Genomic DNA, 16,188 nt, shown 5'->3' with positions numbered 1-16,188 from the left:
GGACAGAATCATTTGAGAGTCTCTTACGGAGGTCCGTATAGCAGAATTCAAGAAATTTATATAACTTAGGAGTTTTAAATTAAATGAATAAAAATACAAAAAAAATACTTATTCCATCGGCATATTCAATAATTTTTACAGTTATCCTGATAATTTTTGAAGGTCTTTCTTCAACAGGTCTTGCATTTTATGAAGGGAAAGCTATAGATGTAATAACAATAGGCTCTTCTAATAAAATAATGGTAAATAAACTTGCTATTACAATAGCTTTATGTTTTACAGTACAATGGTTAAGTAGTGTTTTTGCTCCATATTTTCAAAGAATAATGTTCATTAAAAGAATAGAAATTCTCAGAGAAGAAATAGTAAAATCTGTTTTAAATGCTTCTGTGCCAGATATAGACAGATTTGAAACAGGAGATATACATTTAAGATTAACAAAAAATTTGAATAATATAAATTATTTTTTTTCGGACATACTGTATATTTTTGTTCGGAGAATGGTTATTGGAGTAAGTGCAGTTTTAATTGCATTTATAATAAGCAGAGAATTAGCTGTTTTAGAATTTTTTTTACTTCCGTTTATAATTATGATAAATGTAAAAATAAATGATTCTATGGAAAAGAATTTTTATTTAATGGACGAATATTATGGAAAAATAGCAAATATACTGGAAAATATTTTGAGGTTAATGCAGACAATAAAAATATACAAAGCAGATTTTTTTATAAAGAAACGCTTTGAAAATTCGCTAAAAGATATATATTCAGAAAATAAAAAGAATAACAGAATAATAATAAAAAAAGAGAATTTTCTGACAGTGATTAATTATCTTCCTGTTATTATACATTATATAGTCGGAGTAATATTAATCTATAATAAAAACATAACATTAGGTACATTTGTAACATTCGGTTTATTCAGAAGTTATGTTTCAAATTTTTTAGATTATTTTCCTAATTTTATATTGAAGTATCATGAGATGAAAGCTTCGGTAAAAAGATTAAATGAGTTGATAAATCTTAATGAAAATAAATGTTTTATAAAATTAAAAAAAATTGAATTACAGGATGATAAAGATATTATAATATCAGGAAAGAATATTTCTTTTTCTTATTCGAAAGAAAAAAATTTTTTTCTAAATAATATAAATATAAATATTTATAACAAAAAAATAAATGTAATAACAGGAAAAAGCGGTAGTGGTAAAACTACATTACTGCATTTGCTATCGGGAATATACCCGGTTGAAAAAGGTGAGGTTATATACTATTTAAATACAGATGAAAAAAAATGTATATAAAAAATAATTTTAAAGATAAAATTTTATATGTAGGACAACATGATTTTCTATTTATAGATACAATATTAAATAATTTGACTTTAGGTTCAAAAGAAATAGATATCGAAAAAGTAGTTGAAATATGTAAATTATTTGATATTCATAATTCGATAATGAAACTGGACAAAGGTTATGAAACAGTAATTGGAGAAAAAAATACACATTCATTGTCTGGATGAGAAATCAGGAGGCTTTCTATTGCAAGAGCCTGTTTAAGAAAACCTGAAATCCTTTTTCTGGATGAACCTACGTCTTCTCTTGATCATAAAACAGAAAAAAAAATTATTGATATAGTGGAAAAAATGAGAAAAAATACAACATTTATCATATCATCACACAGTTTATCTTTTATTGAGAGAGCTGATAAACTATTTATTATAAAATAAAGATAAAATTGAAGAAGAAGATTCTTTGAAGTATATATAATAAATGGTATAAAGATATTATTTTTCAAATTTTTAAATAAAGTAAACAAGGAGTTACCATTAAAATGAAAAATATGATGTTATTAAAAGTTTTAGGTATAATAAATAAGTTGCCAAGTAGAAAAAAAATGTTAAAAATGCAGTTGTTGTTAACAATTTTTGTGTTTTCAGGTTCTTATTTATCTGCTCTTTTACTGGAGAAATTTTATGTAAATATGGCAAAAAGCTTAAATTATTTTGCTTTTCCTGTATTATATCTGATTTCAGTTTTAATTTTTAAATTTATAATAAATTTAATGGAATTATATTTTATGCCTAATTTAGAAATGCTTATAAAATCGGATTTATATGTTAAAGTAAATGAAGCACTACACAATTCAAAGAAAATTCAAGGAAATACTTCGGAATATCTGTCAAATATTTTGCAAAATGTGGAAATTGTTACGGAAATTTTATCAAGATGGATTTATAGTTTTTTTTCTTCTTTTATATTACTTTTACTTTTTTTAGTAGTAATTTTTAATGTAGATATTATAACAGGAATATTATACACATTAACAGTTTTGGCATCGGCAATTACTCATATATTTTTTTATTCAAAAATGGGTATGGAAAAAACGGTTTTTTTAGAAATAACAAATAAAAGCAATTCTTATTTGAGTCAGGCTATTTCAGGAATAAGAGAAATCAGAAGTTTCGGTCTAGAAGAAATGTATATTCGAAATGTTCTGGAATTTAACGATGGAATAGTAAAAAATCAGTTGAAATATGAAAAAACTTTTATGGAACATGAAATTTTTAATAATTTATTGTGCTACTTGTGTGAGATAATTCCTATTTATATAGGATTAATATTAGTTTCGACAGGTTCTTCGGAAATCGGAAAAACTGCATTTTTAATACAGTTCACTCAAAACATGATTATATTTATGACAGAGTTTAGCGAGTCATATTGCAAAATAAAGTCATCAAAAAATGAAGTAAATAAAATAAGTGATTTATTAAATACAGAAAGTTTGAAAGTGAAAAAAGATCAGAGCAAAGAGAATGTGGAAATAACAAATAGTAAAATAGCATTGGAAATTAAAAATTTAACGGCTTTTTATGGGAAAAATAAGGTGCTTGACGATATTTCATTTTCCGTTTTGGAAGGAGAAACTGTAGCCATAATAGGAAAAAGTGGAAGTGGAAAGAGTACATTACTCAAAATTCTTTCCGGATTTATGGAAAATTATGACGGAAAATATTTTCTTTTGGGAAAGGAAGTAGTTAAAGATGTTTCCGAAAGTTTTATTAGAGATAATGTATCTTACGTATCTCAAAATGAAGTTTTGTTTGATTTCAGTATAGAGGATAATATAAGAATCGGAAAAAGTGATATTTCAAATGATGAAATAGGCAGAATTCTAAAAAAAGTAAATATGCATAAAGAAGTTGAAGAGTTATGTAACGGGATAAAAACAGTAATTGGAGAAGAAGGAACGGCTTTATCAGGAGGACAGATACAAAGAATATGTATTGCAAGAGCATTGGCTAAAGATACATGTGTATTTCTTTTTGATGAAATAACGTCCTCATTGGATAAGAAAAATGAGAGAAAAATAATGGAAGAATTAAAAAAAATGAAAAATAAAACTATATTAATGAGCACACACAGTCGTGAAATACTTCCATATGCCTCTAAAATTATAATTCTTAAGGAAGGAAAAATAGAAGTAAAAGGAAGTTTTGATGAGCTTTATAAAATAGAGGATTATTTTAAAGAAGAGTAAACGAAATAGTTTATAGTTATGGTAAATATGAAAATTAAAAGAAATAACAGATGATGATTATAAAAATAAATTAAATATGTAATATAAATAAGTTTTAAATAAAAGAAAGGAAAAATATGTCATTAATTAATATATCAAATTTATCTTTTTCCTATGATAATAATTATGAAATGATTTTTGAAAATGTCAGCTTTCAAATAGATACGGATTGGAAATTAGGATTTATAGGAAGAAACGGAAAAGGAAAAACAACTTTTCTGAATATTTTAATGGGGAAATATAATTATAGAGGGACTGTTTCATCAAATGTTACATTTGAATATTTTCCTTATGAAGTAAAAAATGAAAAACTTAGCACTATGGAAATTTTAAGGGAAATTTGCCCTGATTGTGAAGAATGGAAATTTTTGAAAGAATTTTCACTTTTAGAAATAGAGGAAGACATAATTAATCATCAATTTTTTCTTTTATCAAGCGGAGAAAAAACAAAAGTACTATTGGCAGCTTTATTTTTAAAAGAGAATAATTTTTTACTAATAGATGAACCTACAAATCATCTTGATATAAATGCAAGAAAAATTGTGAGCAGATACTTGAAGGGAAAGAAAAGCTTTATTCTCGTTTCACATGACAGAAATCTTTTAGACAGCTGTATTGATCATATACTTTCAATTAATAAAACAAATATTGAAATTCAAAAAGGGAATTTTTCAACATGGGAAAAAAATAAACGGCAACAGGATGAACTGGAAATATATCAGAATAGGAAACTGAAAAAGGAGATAAAACGTCTTGTAAAATCCTCAAAAAGAGTTGCTGTCTGGTCCGATAAGGTAGAAAAAACAAAAAATCTCGGAATGGGAGATAAAGGATATATCGGACATATGGCTGCCAAAATGATGAAAAGAGCAAAATCAATAGAAAAAAGAAGTGATAGATTAATAGAAGAAAAATCCCAATTACTTCACAATATTGACATAGATGAAAAATTGAAGTTAAGTCCCTTAATATTTCACAGCAAAAGATTAATTGAATTTAAAAACGTCTCATTATTTTACAATAACAGATTAATCTGTAGAGATATAAATTTTAAAATTAATCAGGGAGAAATTATTTCTCTGACAGGAAAAAACGGATCCGGAAAATCAACAATTTTGAAATTGATAATAGGAAAAAATGTTAAATACACAGGAAATATTTATTGTGCAAAAAATTTAAAAATTTCTTATGTTTCTCAGGATACTTCCGATTTAAAAGGGAATTTGTTTGAATACATTGAAGAAAAACAGATAGATAAAACATTATTTCTATCAATACTGAGTAAAATGGGTTTTAACAGCTTACAGTTTGAAAAGGATATCTCAGATTACAGTGAAGGTCAGAAAAAGAAAATTTTAATAACAGCAAGTCTCTGTGAAAAGGCACATTTGTATATTTGGGATGAACCTTTGAACTTTATAGATATTATGAGTAGAATACAAATAGAAGAATTGATATTAAATTACAGACCGACATTATTGTTTGTTGAACATGATGAATTATTTAATAAGAAAGTTGCAGATAGATTCATAAATTTATAAAATAAATTAGTCGGATTTTTCAATTAGGGTAATTTAATCCTAAATTCCCAGATTTTTATACATAGGATACCTCAAAGTCTTAATTTACAAGCCATCTAAAAATTGATGTTATGTTTAATTATACATATTTTATTTTTTGCAGAAATCTCTGAAAGATTTAATTTTACTAAGTTAATATGTTTCATATGTATAATTTTTTGGGAATTTAGGTTAAATAATAAACTATTTTCATTATAATAAAAAATAGAGTTATAAAATACATAGCAACTGATTCGTATTTCTACACTCTATTTTTTATATTATTTTTCTATTCCTTATTTGTTATTTTCTCTGTAATATTCCCATTCTTCCACTGCTGTTCCATCTTTCAGCTTACAAATTCCAAAATCTCCCTTTTTACTTCTTACAAGAATTGACTCTCCACCTTGCTCTACACAATAAACTGATGCTGGATTTGACATTCCAATCATCGGTGACTTTTCTTCTTCCTTTTTTACAACTTTCTTTACAGTTGTTTTCTTTCCTGATGTTTTTCTAACAGTAGATTTCTTTGCAGCAGACATACTTGCAAAGGACACTGCCAACATAAAAATACTTATCATAATTTTAAAGTTCCTCATAATTTTACCTTTTTCATACAATATTTTCTATTTTTTTATTTTAAATAAAACTCCTTTGTCTTACCATACAGAACATACTTTACATTCTGAAGTTCCTTTACATTTTTAGCATTTAAGGCGCACATTATCATTCTGCATTCTTCCTTCCAGCTGTTTACTATTTCTATTATTTCTTCAGTGGAATTATTTTCTGCAAGACGAAGCATTGTTCCTGAAAGCCCTACTGCCTTTGCTCCCAGTACAAGAGCCTTTATAATGTCAAGAGGATGTCTTACCCCTCCACTTGCTATTATTTCAGCCTTATCGATATAATCTTTTAATCCAAGAAGACACGATACTGTACTCTGTCCCCATTCATTAAGGTAGGAAAATCTATTTTCCCCCCTCATATTTTCAATATAGGCAAAGCTTGTCCCTCCTCTTCCGCTTATATCAAATGTTTTTATTCCAAGCTCCATACCTTTTTTTACTGTTTCAGGACTCATTCCAAAGCCTACTTCCTTTAAAATCATTGGAACTTTTATATTTTTTACAAAATTTGATATATTTTTCTCCCATTCATTGAAGTTTCTACTTCCTTCAGGCATTATAAGTTCCTGCATAAGATTAACATGTATCTGTAAAAATAACGGATTCAAATCTTCCACAGCCTTCATTCCTGCCGTATAGTTTTTATCCGCTCCAATATTTGTTCCAAGAAGAAGTCCCTTATTTTCTTTCCTTACCACTTCAAATGAGTCGTCATCAGGATTTTTCAAGGCTGCACTATACGAACCTGTAACAAAAAGGATATTGCATTCCTTTGCAACTTTTGCAAGTTTCCTGTTTATTTCTTTTCCTTTTTTACTTCCACCTGTCATTGCATTTATAAAAAAAGGATATTCGAATGTATTCTCTGCAAAATTGACAGATAAATCTATTTCATCCAGATTGTATTCCGGTATGGAGCATTGTATCAGTTCCATATCATCGAAACTGTTACCTGCACTTTCATATTTTAATGCATATTTTATATGCTCATCCTTCCTGTTCATTCGAAAACTCCTCCCAGTCAGTTATTTTTACAGCTCTGATTTATAAAGTAGCTCTATACCTCTACTTTCCCATCTTTCCAATAATTTTTCCGTATCATTTCTATTGAAAGATATGGCTATCCCACAATCTCCTCCGCCTGCTCCACTGCTTTTAGCACATATATCCAGCCCTTCTGCAGATTCTACAAGTTCCAGAAGTTTCCGTCTATAAATTTTTTCATGCAGCATTTTAAGTAATTTGCTATTTTCTTCAACATTTTCTGATATTATTTTTTTATTTCCCTGTTCTATTCCATTTTTCAGATTTCTGACAATTTCTTCAGACTTTTCAAGAAATTCTTTATTTATTGAGTTTTTAACTTCTATTATCATCTTTCCTGAAATAGAAGGAATTCCAGTCCAGCCCACCAGAAATTCATATTTTTCCGGGCAATGTATCTTTTCTATTTTATATCCCCATTCTAAATTCATTATTTCTGCAAGGGAACTATTTTTCATTTTTTCTTTTATTAAATTTCTGTCAAATGAAGTGTACATTACAAGATTTTCATAGGAAATGCAGGCTATATCCCCCATTGAACCATTATCTCCCCTTTTTAGTAATACGTAGGAAGACAGTTTGAAAACCTCCTCAGAAGAAATATCATAACTGTAAAGTTTTGACATTGCCTTTACAGTAAGCACTGTTACACTTCCACTAGATCCAATCCCATATTTTTTACCATTTTTCTCCATTTTTCCAGTTATTTTCATGTTAAAAGGCTGTATATCCACCCCTTTTAACTGTAAATATTCATTTATAGTTTTTACAGTTTCTGTAATCAGTGAATAATTTTCATCATCTTCTTCCAATGTAACCGAATAATCATACATATCCGAGTAAATACTGTATTTTTCTGAAAACTTGATTCCAGACTGCATAAATATATCTATATTTTTTATAATTGCACTTTGATTTGGAGTCAGAACAGAATATTCTCCTGCAATATAAAGTTTTCCACCTGTTTTTACTATATTTGTTTTAGATTCCTTTATTTCTGTCTCTCCATTTTCCTTTTCTTTAATCATCGTTATCACTGATTACCTTACATTTTGATGCAATTATCTTATATTTTTTCCCAAATATATCCTTTAATCTCTCAAAATCCTCTTCCAGACAGAGAACCTTCACGTTGGGCCCTGCATCCATTGTAAAGTAACATTTTTCTCCCTGTTTACGTAATTCTTTCACATATTCCATTGCATCAAAGGATTTTTCTGTCAAATATGTAAAGGGAGGATTTGCATTTTTAGTAGTTTCGTGCATTCTCAGGGCATTTTCTTCTGTAAGCTCCCCTACTTTCGAAAAATCTCCTTCACTTAAGTACTTTTTCATATTTTCAAAATCTATTTCCGACTGTCTTATCCACTCATCAAATGAAGTTGAAGTTTCCATGCATAGAGCCATTCCTTTTCTGCTTGAAATGATCTTCTTTTCTTCATTTAGTACAAGTACAATCATGGCAAGCTTTAAATCAGTTTTAACTTCTGAAACCTCTCCTGTGTTTTTATCCCACATTCCAACAGGTCCAAAAAAACTTCTCGATGATGATCCTGAAGCAAACTTCGATATTTGTGCAAGTTCTTCCCTGCTTAAATTCTTATCAAATAGCTTGTTACATGCTTTTATCGCCGCTGAAAGCCCACTTGAGCTTGAAGAAAGTCCAGCTTCTGTAGGCATATTGTTTGTTGTATCTATTTTTACAAGCTGACTTCTATCATCTCTGAAAAGATTCACAACTTTAGTTATTTTCTTTATCTGTTCTTCATTTTGCAGTTCTCCATTTATGTAAAGAAGATCACTTGCCTGGCCAGTTTTCTCAATTGCTTCTTCCCTTGTAATAAAACTGATTTCTGTTTCAGTAAACAGATTTTCCAACGTAAGGGAAATACTGCTTGTGGCAGGTATCATTTTTATAGGATCCTTCTTCCCCCAGTATTTTATAATTGCTATATTGGCATAAGATTTTACAATGCTTCTATCCATATATTTACAGCTCCCTTTTCCATCAGTTTTTTCCCAGTCATTTCAGCTTTCTCTTTACTTTCCATAAGGGCAATAATACAGCCTCCAAGTCCTCCTCCGGACATTTTGGCACCATACGCCCCCTCATCAATGGCTGTTTTTACAAGAACATCAGATTTTTCAATACTTACACCGAGTTTTTTCAGTTCCCCGTGTGCTGAAATCATATTTTTTCCAATATTAATAACATCTTTTTCTTCAATAAATTTTTCTGTTTCTTCCGTCAGTTTTCCAAGCTTTTCCAACATAGGTAGAGCTCTGCCCCCCATGTTTTTTATATTCATTATTGCATCCCTTGTATGCCCATGTATTCCAGTATCTGCAATCAATAAATATGCCCCCAGATTCATTTCAAGATTTTTAAATCCCTTATTTTTTATGAATTTTATGGCACTGTCGCTGAGACATGTTTTGGCATCGAGTCCGCTTGGAGTATTATGAGCTATTATTTCAGCTTCATTTACAAGTTTTTCCAACGTCAGGTTATCTACTTCTGTATTAAAATAATCAAGTACTCCCCTAATTGCAGCAATACTCACTGCTGCAGAAGATCCCATTCCCCTTTTTGGAGGAATATCAGATATTACTTTATATTTTATATTTTCATTTTTTCTATTTAAATAATTTAATGCTGTATAAATTGCCGTAGATAAAGTATCCTTTTTGTTGTGTATAAAGGGAACAGTTGACCTTTCCACAATACAGTCCATCCGTATATTTTTTAGTGGAATGGCAATTGCAGGATATCCATATACTACAGAATGTTCCCCCATTAGAATTATTTTACTGTGGGAAACTCCCCTCCCTTTTCTATCTTTATTTTCATTTTTATCTGATAAATTATTTCCCATGATAGATTTTCATTCCTCCATCAGATTTCCATTTCTATTTTACTTTAACTATTTTCTTTTTTCCTGCCCTTATAATCATTCCACTTTCAGGTGTAATAGTTGCCTTCACATCTTTTACAGCTTCATCATTTATTTTAAATCCACCCTGCTCAATAAGACGTCTTGCTTCACTTGTGGAGTTCATAAGCTTTGTTTCCTTTACAAGAAGGTCTATTATTCCTATTTCCTTGTATTCAACTTCAACTTCAGGCAAATCTACATCAAGGTTTCTCTTACTGAATACATTTTCAAACCAGTCTCTAGCTTCTTTAGCCGCTTCTTCACCATAGTAAATTTTTACAACTTCTGCTCCCAGCTGTTTTTTAGCTTCCATAGGATGTAAACTTCCATCTGCTATCTGAGCTTTAATTTCTGCAATTTTTTCAGCAGGAACATCAGTTATCATTGTATAGTAGTTTTCCATAAGTTCATCTGAAATTGACATTACTTTACCAAACATATCATTTGGAGTATCTTTTACCCCAATGTAGTTTCCTAGAGATTTAGACATTTTTTCCACTCCGTCAAGTCCAACAAGGATTGGCATTATCATGCAGACCTGCTGCTCCTGACCAAAGTTTTTCTGTAAATCCCTTCCTCTTAAAAGGTTAAATTTCTGTTCAGTTGCCCCTAATTCAATATCTGCCTTTAATTCAACAGAATCATATCCCTGTAAAATTGGGTACATAAACTCTATCAGTGAAACCGGCTTATTTTCTGCCAATCTTTTCGAGAAATCCTCTCTTGAAATCATTTGGGATACAGTGAACTGTGATAATAGATTCAATGCATCTGATAATGATAATTTTTCCAGCCAGTCAGCATTATATACAACTTTTATCTTATCCAGGTCTAATATTAATTTTACCTGATCAAGATATGTTTTTATGTTTTCCTTTACCTGTTCTTCTGATAACATTTTTCTAGTTTCAGATTTTCCTGTAGGATCTCCTATTCTTCCTGTGAAAGTTCCAATAAGGAATAGCACCTCATGGCCTAAATCCTGAAACTGCTTCAGTTTTCTTAAAGGAACGGCATGTCCTAAATGCAGTTCTGAACCTGTTGGATCAATTCCCAGTTTTACTCTTAAAGGTGTGTTTGTAGAAATTGATTTTTCAAGTTTTTTCTTAAATTCGTGTTCATTTATTATTTCGTCACAGCCTCTTTTTAATATATTATATTGTCTTTCAACTTCATTTTTTATTTCCTGTTCATTTTTAAAACTCATTTTATTTAATCCTCCTAATTTTTTTCATTGTATAATTTCTTTCCCGTAAATTATTTTCTTAAAATTTCTATAAATTCAATTAGACATTTTTACATATGCACAACATACTTCATAAAGTAGTAAACTACCGGCAGAACAAACAATGCACTGTCAAATCTGTCTAAGAAACCTCCATGCCCAAGAAGGATATTTCCTGAATCTTTTATTCCAAGTTCCCTCTTTATTTTTGACTCTACAAGATCTCCAAGCTCAGCAAATACTCCCAGACCTAATGCCAGAATTAATGCATGAACTCCTTTAATTCCAACCTTCAAATAAGTCAGGCTGCAATTTTTTGATATAAATGAAATTCCACATACAAAATTTGCAATAAGTAAGTATATCTGGTCAAAGAATAATATTACTATAAATACTCCTACTATTCCTGCAATTGCACCTTCTATTGATTTATTCGGACTGATTTTTGGTGAAAGTCTTCTTTTGAAAATTTTTCCACCTATTGCTTTTCCGACCAAATATGCAGAAATGTCACATGCCCATATAAGTATAAATGTCATTAACACAAGGACATTTCCATTTGGAAATTCGTATCTTATAAGTAATATATATGAAAATAAATATGCCACATATATTATTCCAAATAAAGTATAGGATATTTCCGCCATTGCACCTTCTATTTTTTCCTTCAGAATCTGCCTCACTGAAAGTAACATAAGTGCAAATACTATAAATCCACCCATATCATAGTTAATCTGTTTGAAAAACGCAAGTCTGAATACTGAAAATATATTTCTTGAATTTTCCTGAAAATATATTGCCACAGGCAGAAATAAACCCAGTCCCATTCCTATCCTGCTTGCAACCTCATATCCCTTCTCCTTGAGCATTTTATAAAATTCGTAAAGGGATACTCCTATTATTACTACCGTAAAAAGAAGGAAAAGTATGTCTCCCTTTAAAAAAATCCAGAGAAGCAGAGGTACAAATAGTAAAATAATAAAAAGTCTACTCAGCATTTAATCCTCCATATCTTCTATCTCTCCTGTTAAAAGATAAAATTGCTTTATTATATTCTTCCTCATTAAAGTCAGGCCAGTAAACATCTGTTATATAAAATTCTGAATATGCAATTTCCCATAAAAGAAAATTACTTATTCTAAATTCCCCGCTTGTTCTTATAACAAGTTCAGGATCAGGTATATCAGGTCTGTACATATATTTTGCAACATCTTCTTCTGTAACAGGTTTTCCTGGTTCCCTTTTTTCATCTGTCAATATTTTATTAATGGCATCTGTTATTTCTTTTCTTCCACCATAATTAAAAGCTATATTAAATACTATATTGTTTTCATTTTCAAGATATTTTTCAGTTTCTTCTATTTTTTTCAGTAAAGAATCTGACACCCCTTCCTTAGAACCTGTCACCAGCAATTTAATTCCCTGCTTTTTCATCATTTTTTTCTTGCTGCTGAGAAATCCTGAAAACAGTTCCATAAGTCCTTTCACTTCCATTTCAGGTCTTTTCCAGTTTTCAGTTGAAAAAGCATAGACCGTCAAATATTTTACTCCCAATTTTATTGATTCTTCCAATATTCTTTCAAGGTTTGCGGCTCCTGCCCTATGTCCTTCAAGTCTTATTTTTCCCTTATTCTTTGCCCATCGTCCGTTTCCGTCCATTATTATTGCAATATGCTTCGGTATCTTCAATTCCATATTCTACAGCCCTTTCAATGAAATAAAAACTTAAAATGCTTTAGTTACACTTTTATACATTTTAACATATTTTACAGTTTTTTCAAGCATTTCTTTATATTTTAGCAATTAAAAAATATGAGGAATAAAAAACGGGACTATCATAAAATAAAATAATGAAGTTATCTGAAAATTTAAAATAAATAAAAAATAAAACCATATTTATTCATTTACTAGAATTTCACTTATACAAACAGTCATTCATTAAGGAAAAGTCAAAAACTCGCCTGAAGGCTCGGACAGATGACTTTTCCTAAATTCATTTCCTGTTTTGTATTGTGAAATTATAAATAATTCATAAATATGGTTTTTTTCATTATTTTTTAATTTTTTGAGACATACCTGTACTCTTTCTTTATAGAAGTAAGGGACTTCTTGCTAGATATTGTTAAAGTATATTGTCAATTTTTTATAATTATTTATTCTTTAATTTCATGATGAGGCTTTTCTTCTTTCTTTTCTTTTGTTCTTTGATCCCATGATGGTTTCTTTAATATATAAAAGATAAAAGGAGGTATTCCTAATAAAATAACCACAACTGCAACAATAAGTGGATAAATATTTTGTGGATAGAACTTTCTCCTTCTGCTGGAAGAAAACTCATTACAAAAGAAAGTGCACAAGAAATAAAACCTATACCTGAAACTAAAAGTAGTGCAGGAACTTTATAACCTCTATTAATATTAGGTTCTTTTTTTCTTAAAACTACTGCAGCTGCAAACATTAGCATATACATTACAACATATAGGGCTGCTGCCATTCCAATTAAAGCAAGAAAGACATCTGAAACATTTGGAAATAAAACATATATCATTGCCAATATTGTTACAATAATTCCTTGAGGAATCAAAATACCAATTTGTATGTTATGTTTATTTCTTTTTTGTAAAATAGGTGGAAGAAGCCCTGTTTTTCCAGCTTCTAATAGACCTGTTGAAGATCCTGCAACCCATGTAACTACTGAGGCAATTGCTCCTAAAAACATGGCTCCTGAAGTTATATTGCTCATCCAACCTATATTCCATTTGTTAAAAAAGATTTCAAACGCAACCATAATTCCATTATCTATTCCAAGCTTATCCTTAGGTACTGTAATTGCTATTGATAAAGTTGGAAAAATAAAAACTAATAATATTAGAATAAATGCAATTATCAATGCTTTTGAAAAATCTTTTCTAGGATTTTCCATTTTTTCTGCATGCACTGCATTCATTTCCATTCCAGCATAGGCAAACAATCAATACAAGTGAAGATAAACTTGTAATTTTAGGAATAAATGTACTTGTAGTATATGATTCAGAGATTGGTTGTTTTGTTATTACCCACAAAAGACCTAGTATAATTAAAATTACTCCCGGTATTATGGTTCCTATCATTCCTCCAACAGAACTTACTTTAGCAAACAAATTTCCTCCCTGTAATGCTAAAAAGGTTGCAATCCAATATACTAAAACGATAACTATTGCAGTAAAAGCTCCAGAATTTGATAAATCTCCACGATTAATTGTAAATGCTAATGCTGAGGCAATAAAAGCTAATTGTATAGGGAACCATACCACATTTTGTATCCATTGTAACCATATTGCTACAAATCCTAAGCAATTTCCAAAGGCTTCTCTTACCCATACATACACTCCACCTTTATAAGTTGTTGCTAATTCTGCCCCTACTAATGATGTAGGCAATAAAAAAAGTAGAGCAGGGATTAAATACATAATAATTGAGGCTTTCCCTTCCTCTGCCATTGCAGGAAGAAATCGTAAAGAAGCCACAGAGATTACTGTCATAATAGCAATCTGAGAAATTGATAAATAACTTGAGTTTAATGATTTTTTAGTTTGTTCAGCCATAAAAGAAACTCTTTTCTTTTATCAAATAATAAAAATTTTAATGATGGAATCCAGCTTGATTATTTTTAGGAAGAGCTGTATCAAGACTTTCTAAATATTTTATTTGTGATTTTATATCATCCAAAAGTCTATCTGCTAAATCTATACTCATTCCATTACGAATAACTAATCTTTGTACTGTAATTTCAGTCAAATTAACAGGCATAGGATATGCTGGTACTTGCCATCCTTTCATACGTAAACGATCTGATAAGTCATATAGATTCCATTTTCTACTAGCTGAATCTTTTAACATCCAGGCAAAAACTGGAATATCAGTTGGATGATTCCAAAGCTCAAAAACATCACTCATTTTTTCAACTTCTTTTGCTAGATATTCAGCTACAGATATTGTTGCTTTTTGTACAGCTTTATACCCATCATAACCATAACGCAAAAATACCCAATATTGTAACAGTATTTGTGCACCTGGACGAGAAAAATTTAGTGCAAAAGTTGGCATTTTCCCTCCTAAATAGCTCACTTCAAAAATTAAACTTTTTGGAAGAACATCTACATCTCTCCAAACAACCCAACCAATTCCTGGATATACTAAACCATATTTATGACCTGATGTACTTATTGAAGCTACTCTTTCTAATCTAAAATCCCATTTTAAATTAGCTTGTAAAAATGGTGCAATCATTCCACCTGAAGCTGCATCTACATGTATAGGAATATTAAAACCTGTTTTTTCTTGAATTTCATCAAGAGCTTTTGAAATTTTTTCAACAGGTTCATACATACCTGTGTATGTTACTCCCATAATGGCTACAACACCTATTGTATTTTCATCTATATACTTTTCTAATTCATAACCATCAAGAACCTTATGTTCTAAGCTTATAGGTACATATCTAGGTTCAACATCAAAATAATTACAAAACTTTTCCCAACAAACTTGTACAGCAGAGCTCATAATAAGATTTGGATAAGCAATAGATTTATTCTCAGCTTTTCGTTTTTCTTGCCATCTTCTTTTTAATGCTAAACCTCCTAACATACAAGCTTCTGATGAACCTGTTGTAGAACAACCTATTGTTCTGCTATTATCTGGTGCATTCCAAAGATCTGCTAACATGTGCCAACAATTTGTTTCAAGTCTTGCTGTTGCAGGGTATTCATCTTTATCTATAGCATTTTTATCAAAGGCTTCATTATATAATTTATCTGCATTTTGATCCATCCAAGTTGAAACAAATGTAGCAAGATTTAATCTGGCATTGCCATCTAACATTTTTGTCAGTATTGGAAAGTAAAAACTTAAAATTTAGAAATATTGTTGCAGATGCAGGATATGAAAGTGAAGAGAACTATGAATATCTTTTTAATAATAATTATACTCCATATATAAAGCCACAAAATTATGAAAAGCAGAAAACCCGAAAATTTAAACAGGATATTTCTAAGGCGGAAAATATGTCATTTAATGAGGAAACTGATACATACACATGTGCAAATAATCAGAACCTTGAATTCAAATATACTTTAAAACAAAAAAATAGAAGTGGATACATATCAGAAAAGAAAGTATATGAATGTAACAATTGTGAGGGATGTCCTTTTGCATTAAAATGTAAAAATACATCT

General features: G+C 29.8%; 15 protein-coding genes and 1 pseudogene. 6 read left to right on the top strand and 10 right to left on the bottom strand.

Features of this window, described 5'->3' with window-relative positions:
• Positions 1-83: 83 nt before the first annotated feature.
• The 5 genes from HMPREF1984_RS05335 (at position 84) to abc-f (ending at position 5,120) form a co-directional block, all read left to right on the top strand.
• Positions 84-1,304 (top strand): ABC transporter ATP-binding protein, encoded by a 1,221-nt coding sequence (locus HMPREF1984_RS05335; RefSeq protein ID WP_021766899.1) that lies wholly within the window; start codon positions 84-86, stop codon positions 1,302-1,304.
• Positions 1,295-1,522: a hypothetical protein gene (locus tag HMPREF1984_RS05330; RefSeq protein ID WP_021766898.1), complete on the top strand. Its 228-nt coding sequence runs from the start codon at positions 1,295-1,297 to the stop codon at positions 1,520-1,522. The genes HMPREF1984_RS05335 and HMPREF1984_RS05330 overlap by 10 nt, the downstream gene beginning before the upstream one ends.
• Positions 1,523-1,525: 3 nt before the next feature.
• A complete protein-coding gene (locus HMPREF1984_RS11770; protein WP_084408420.1) occupies positions 1,526-1,729 on the top strand; it encodes an AAA family ATPase in 204 nt (67 codons plus the stop codon).
• A gap of 104 nt (positions 1,730-1,833) precedes the next feature.
• Positions 1,834-3,540: an ABC transporter ATP-binding protein gene (locus tag HMPREF1984_RS05325; protein ID WP_021766896.1), complete on the top strand. Its 1,707-nt coding sequence runs from the start codon at positions 1,834-1,836 to the stop codon at positions 3,538-3,540.
• A 116-nt stretch (positions 3,541-3,656) separates the two neighbouring features.
• Positions 3,657-5,120, top strand: a complete 1,464-nt coding sequence (abc-f, locus tag HMPREF1984_RS05320) for a ribosomal protection-like ABC-F family protein (RefSeq protein WP_036099900.1) — start codon at positions 3,657-3,659, stop codon at positions 5,118-5,120.
• Positions 5,121-5,434: 314 nt separating this feature from the next.
• Here the strand turns inward: abc-f and HMPREF1984_RS10925 are convergent, their stop codons facing one another.
• The 10 genes and pseudogenes from HMPREF1984_RS10925 to HMPREF1984_RS05270 form a co-directional block, all read right to left on the bottom strand.
• Positions 5,435-5,722, bottom strand: coding sequence for a DUF333 domain-containing protein (locus HMPREF1984_RS10925; protein WP_232219687.1), 288 nt, complete (start codon positions 5,720-5,722; stop codon positions 5,435-5,437).
• A gap of 53 nt (positions 5,723-5,775) precedes the next feature.
• A complete protein-coding gene (gene fni / locus HMPREF1984_RS05310) occupies positions 5,776-6,774 on the bottom strand; it encodes a type 2 isopentenyl-diphosphate Delta-isomerase (protein WP_021766893.1) in 999 nt (332 codons plus the stop codon).
• Positions 6,775-6,801: 27 nt separating this feature from the next.
• Positions 6,802-7,842: a phosphomevalonate kinase gene (locus HMPREF1984_RS05305; protein WP_021766892.1), complete on the bottom strand. Its 1,041-nt coding sequence runs from the start codon at positions 7,840-7,842 to the stop codon at positions 6,802-6,804.
• Positions 7,835-8,800, bottom strand: a complete 966-nt coding sequence (mvaD, locus tag HMPREF1984_RS05300) for a diphosphomevalonate decarboxylase (RefSeq protein WP_021766891.1) — start codon at positions 8,798-8,800, stop codon at positions 7,835-7,837. Before mvaD ends, HMPREF1984_RS05305 begins: the two co-directional genes overlap by 8 nt.
• Positions 8,782-9,690: a mevalonate kinase gene (gene mvk, locus HMPREF1984_RS05295; protein WP_021766890.1), complete on the bottom strand. Its 909-nt coding sequence runs from the start codon at positions 9,688-9,690 to the stop codon at positions 8,782-8,784. Before mvk ends, mvaD begins: the two co-directional genes overlap by 19 nt.
• Positions 9,691-9,724: 34 nt before the next feature.
• Positions 9,725-10,957: a tyrosine--tRNA ligase gene (gene tyrS / locus HMPREF1984_RS05290; protein ID WP_021766889.1), complete on the bottom strand. Its 1,233-nt coding sequence runs from the start codon at positions 10,955-10,957 to the stop codon at positions 9,725-9,727.
• An 89-nt stretch (positions 10,958-11,046) separates the two neighbouring features.
• Complete coding sequence (locus tag HMPREF1984_RS05285) at positions 11,047-11,973, bottom strand: phosphatidate cytidylyltransferase (protein WP_021766888.1); 927 nt, start codon at positions 11,971-11,973, stop codon at positions 11,047-11,049.
• Entirely contained in the window at positions 11,963-12,670 is a 708-nt protein-coding gene (gene uppS, locus HMPREF1984_RS05280; protein ID WP_021766887.1) for a polyprenyl diphosphate synthase, read from the bottom strand. Before uppS ends, HMPREF1984_RS05285 begins: the two co-directional genes overlap by 11 nt.
• Positions 12,671-13,229: 559 nt before the next feature.
• Positions 13,230-14,496, bottom strand: a pseudogene (locus tag HMPREF1984_RS05275) (APC family permease).
• A gap of 100 nt (positions 14,497-14,596) precedes the next feature.
• Positions 14,597-15,835: a glutamate decarboxylase gene (locus tag HMPREF1984_RS05270; RefSeq protein WP_021766884.1), complete on the bottom strand. Its 1,239-nt coding sequence runs from the start codon at positions 15,833-15,835 to the stop codon at positions 14,597-14,599.
• 182 nt (positions 15,836-16,017) lie between these two features.
• Here HMPREF1984_RS05270 and HMPREF1984_RS11765 point away from each other — a divergent pair.
• The coding region (locus HMPREF1984_RS11765; protein ID WP_198011760.1) for a transposase at positions 16,018-16,188 on the top strand (171 nt) is incomplete at its 3' end.

The organism is Leptotrichia sp. oral taxon 215 str. W9775, from assembly GCF_000469505.1.
In the GTDB taxonomy this organism is placed as follows: domain Bacteria; phylum Fusobacteriota; class Fusobacteriia; order Fusobacteriales; family Leptotrichiaceae; genus Leptotrichia_A.
Note: the sequence above shows the minus strand (reverse complement) of the source record. Positions and strands in the feature narration are given on the sequence as shown.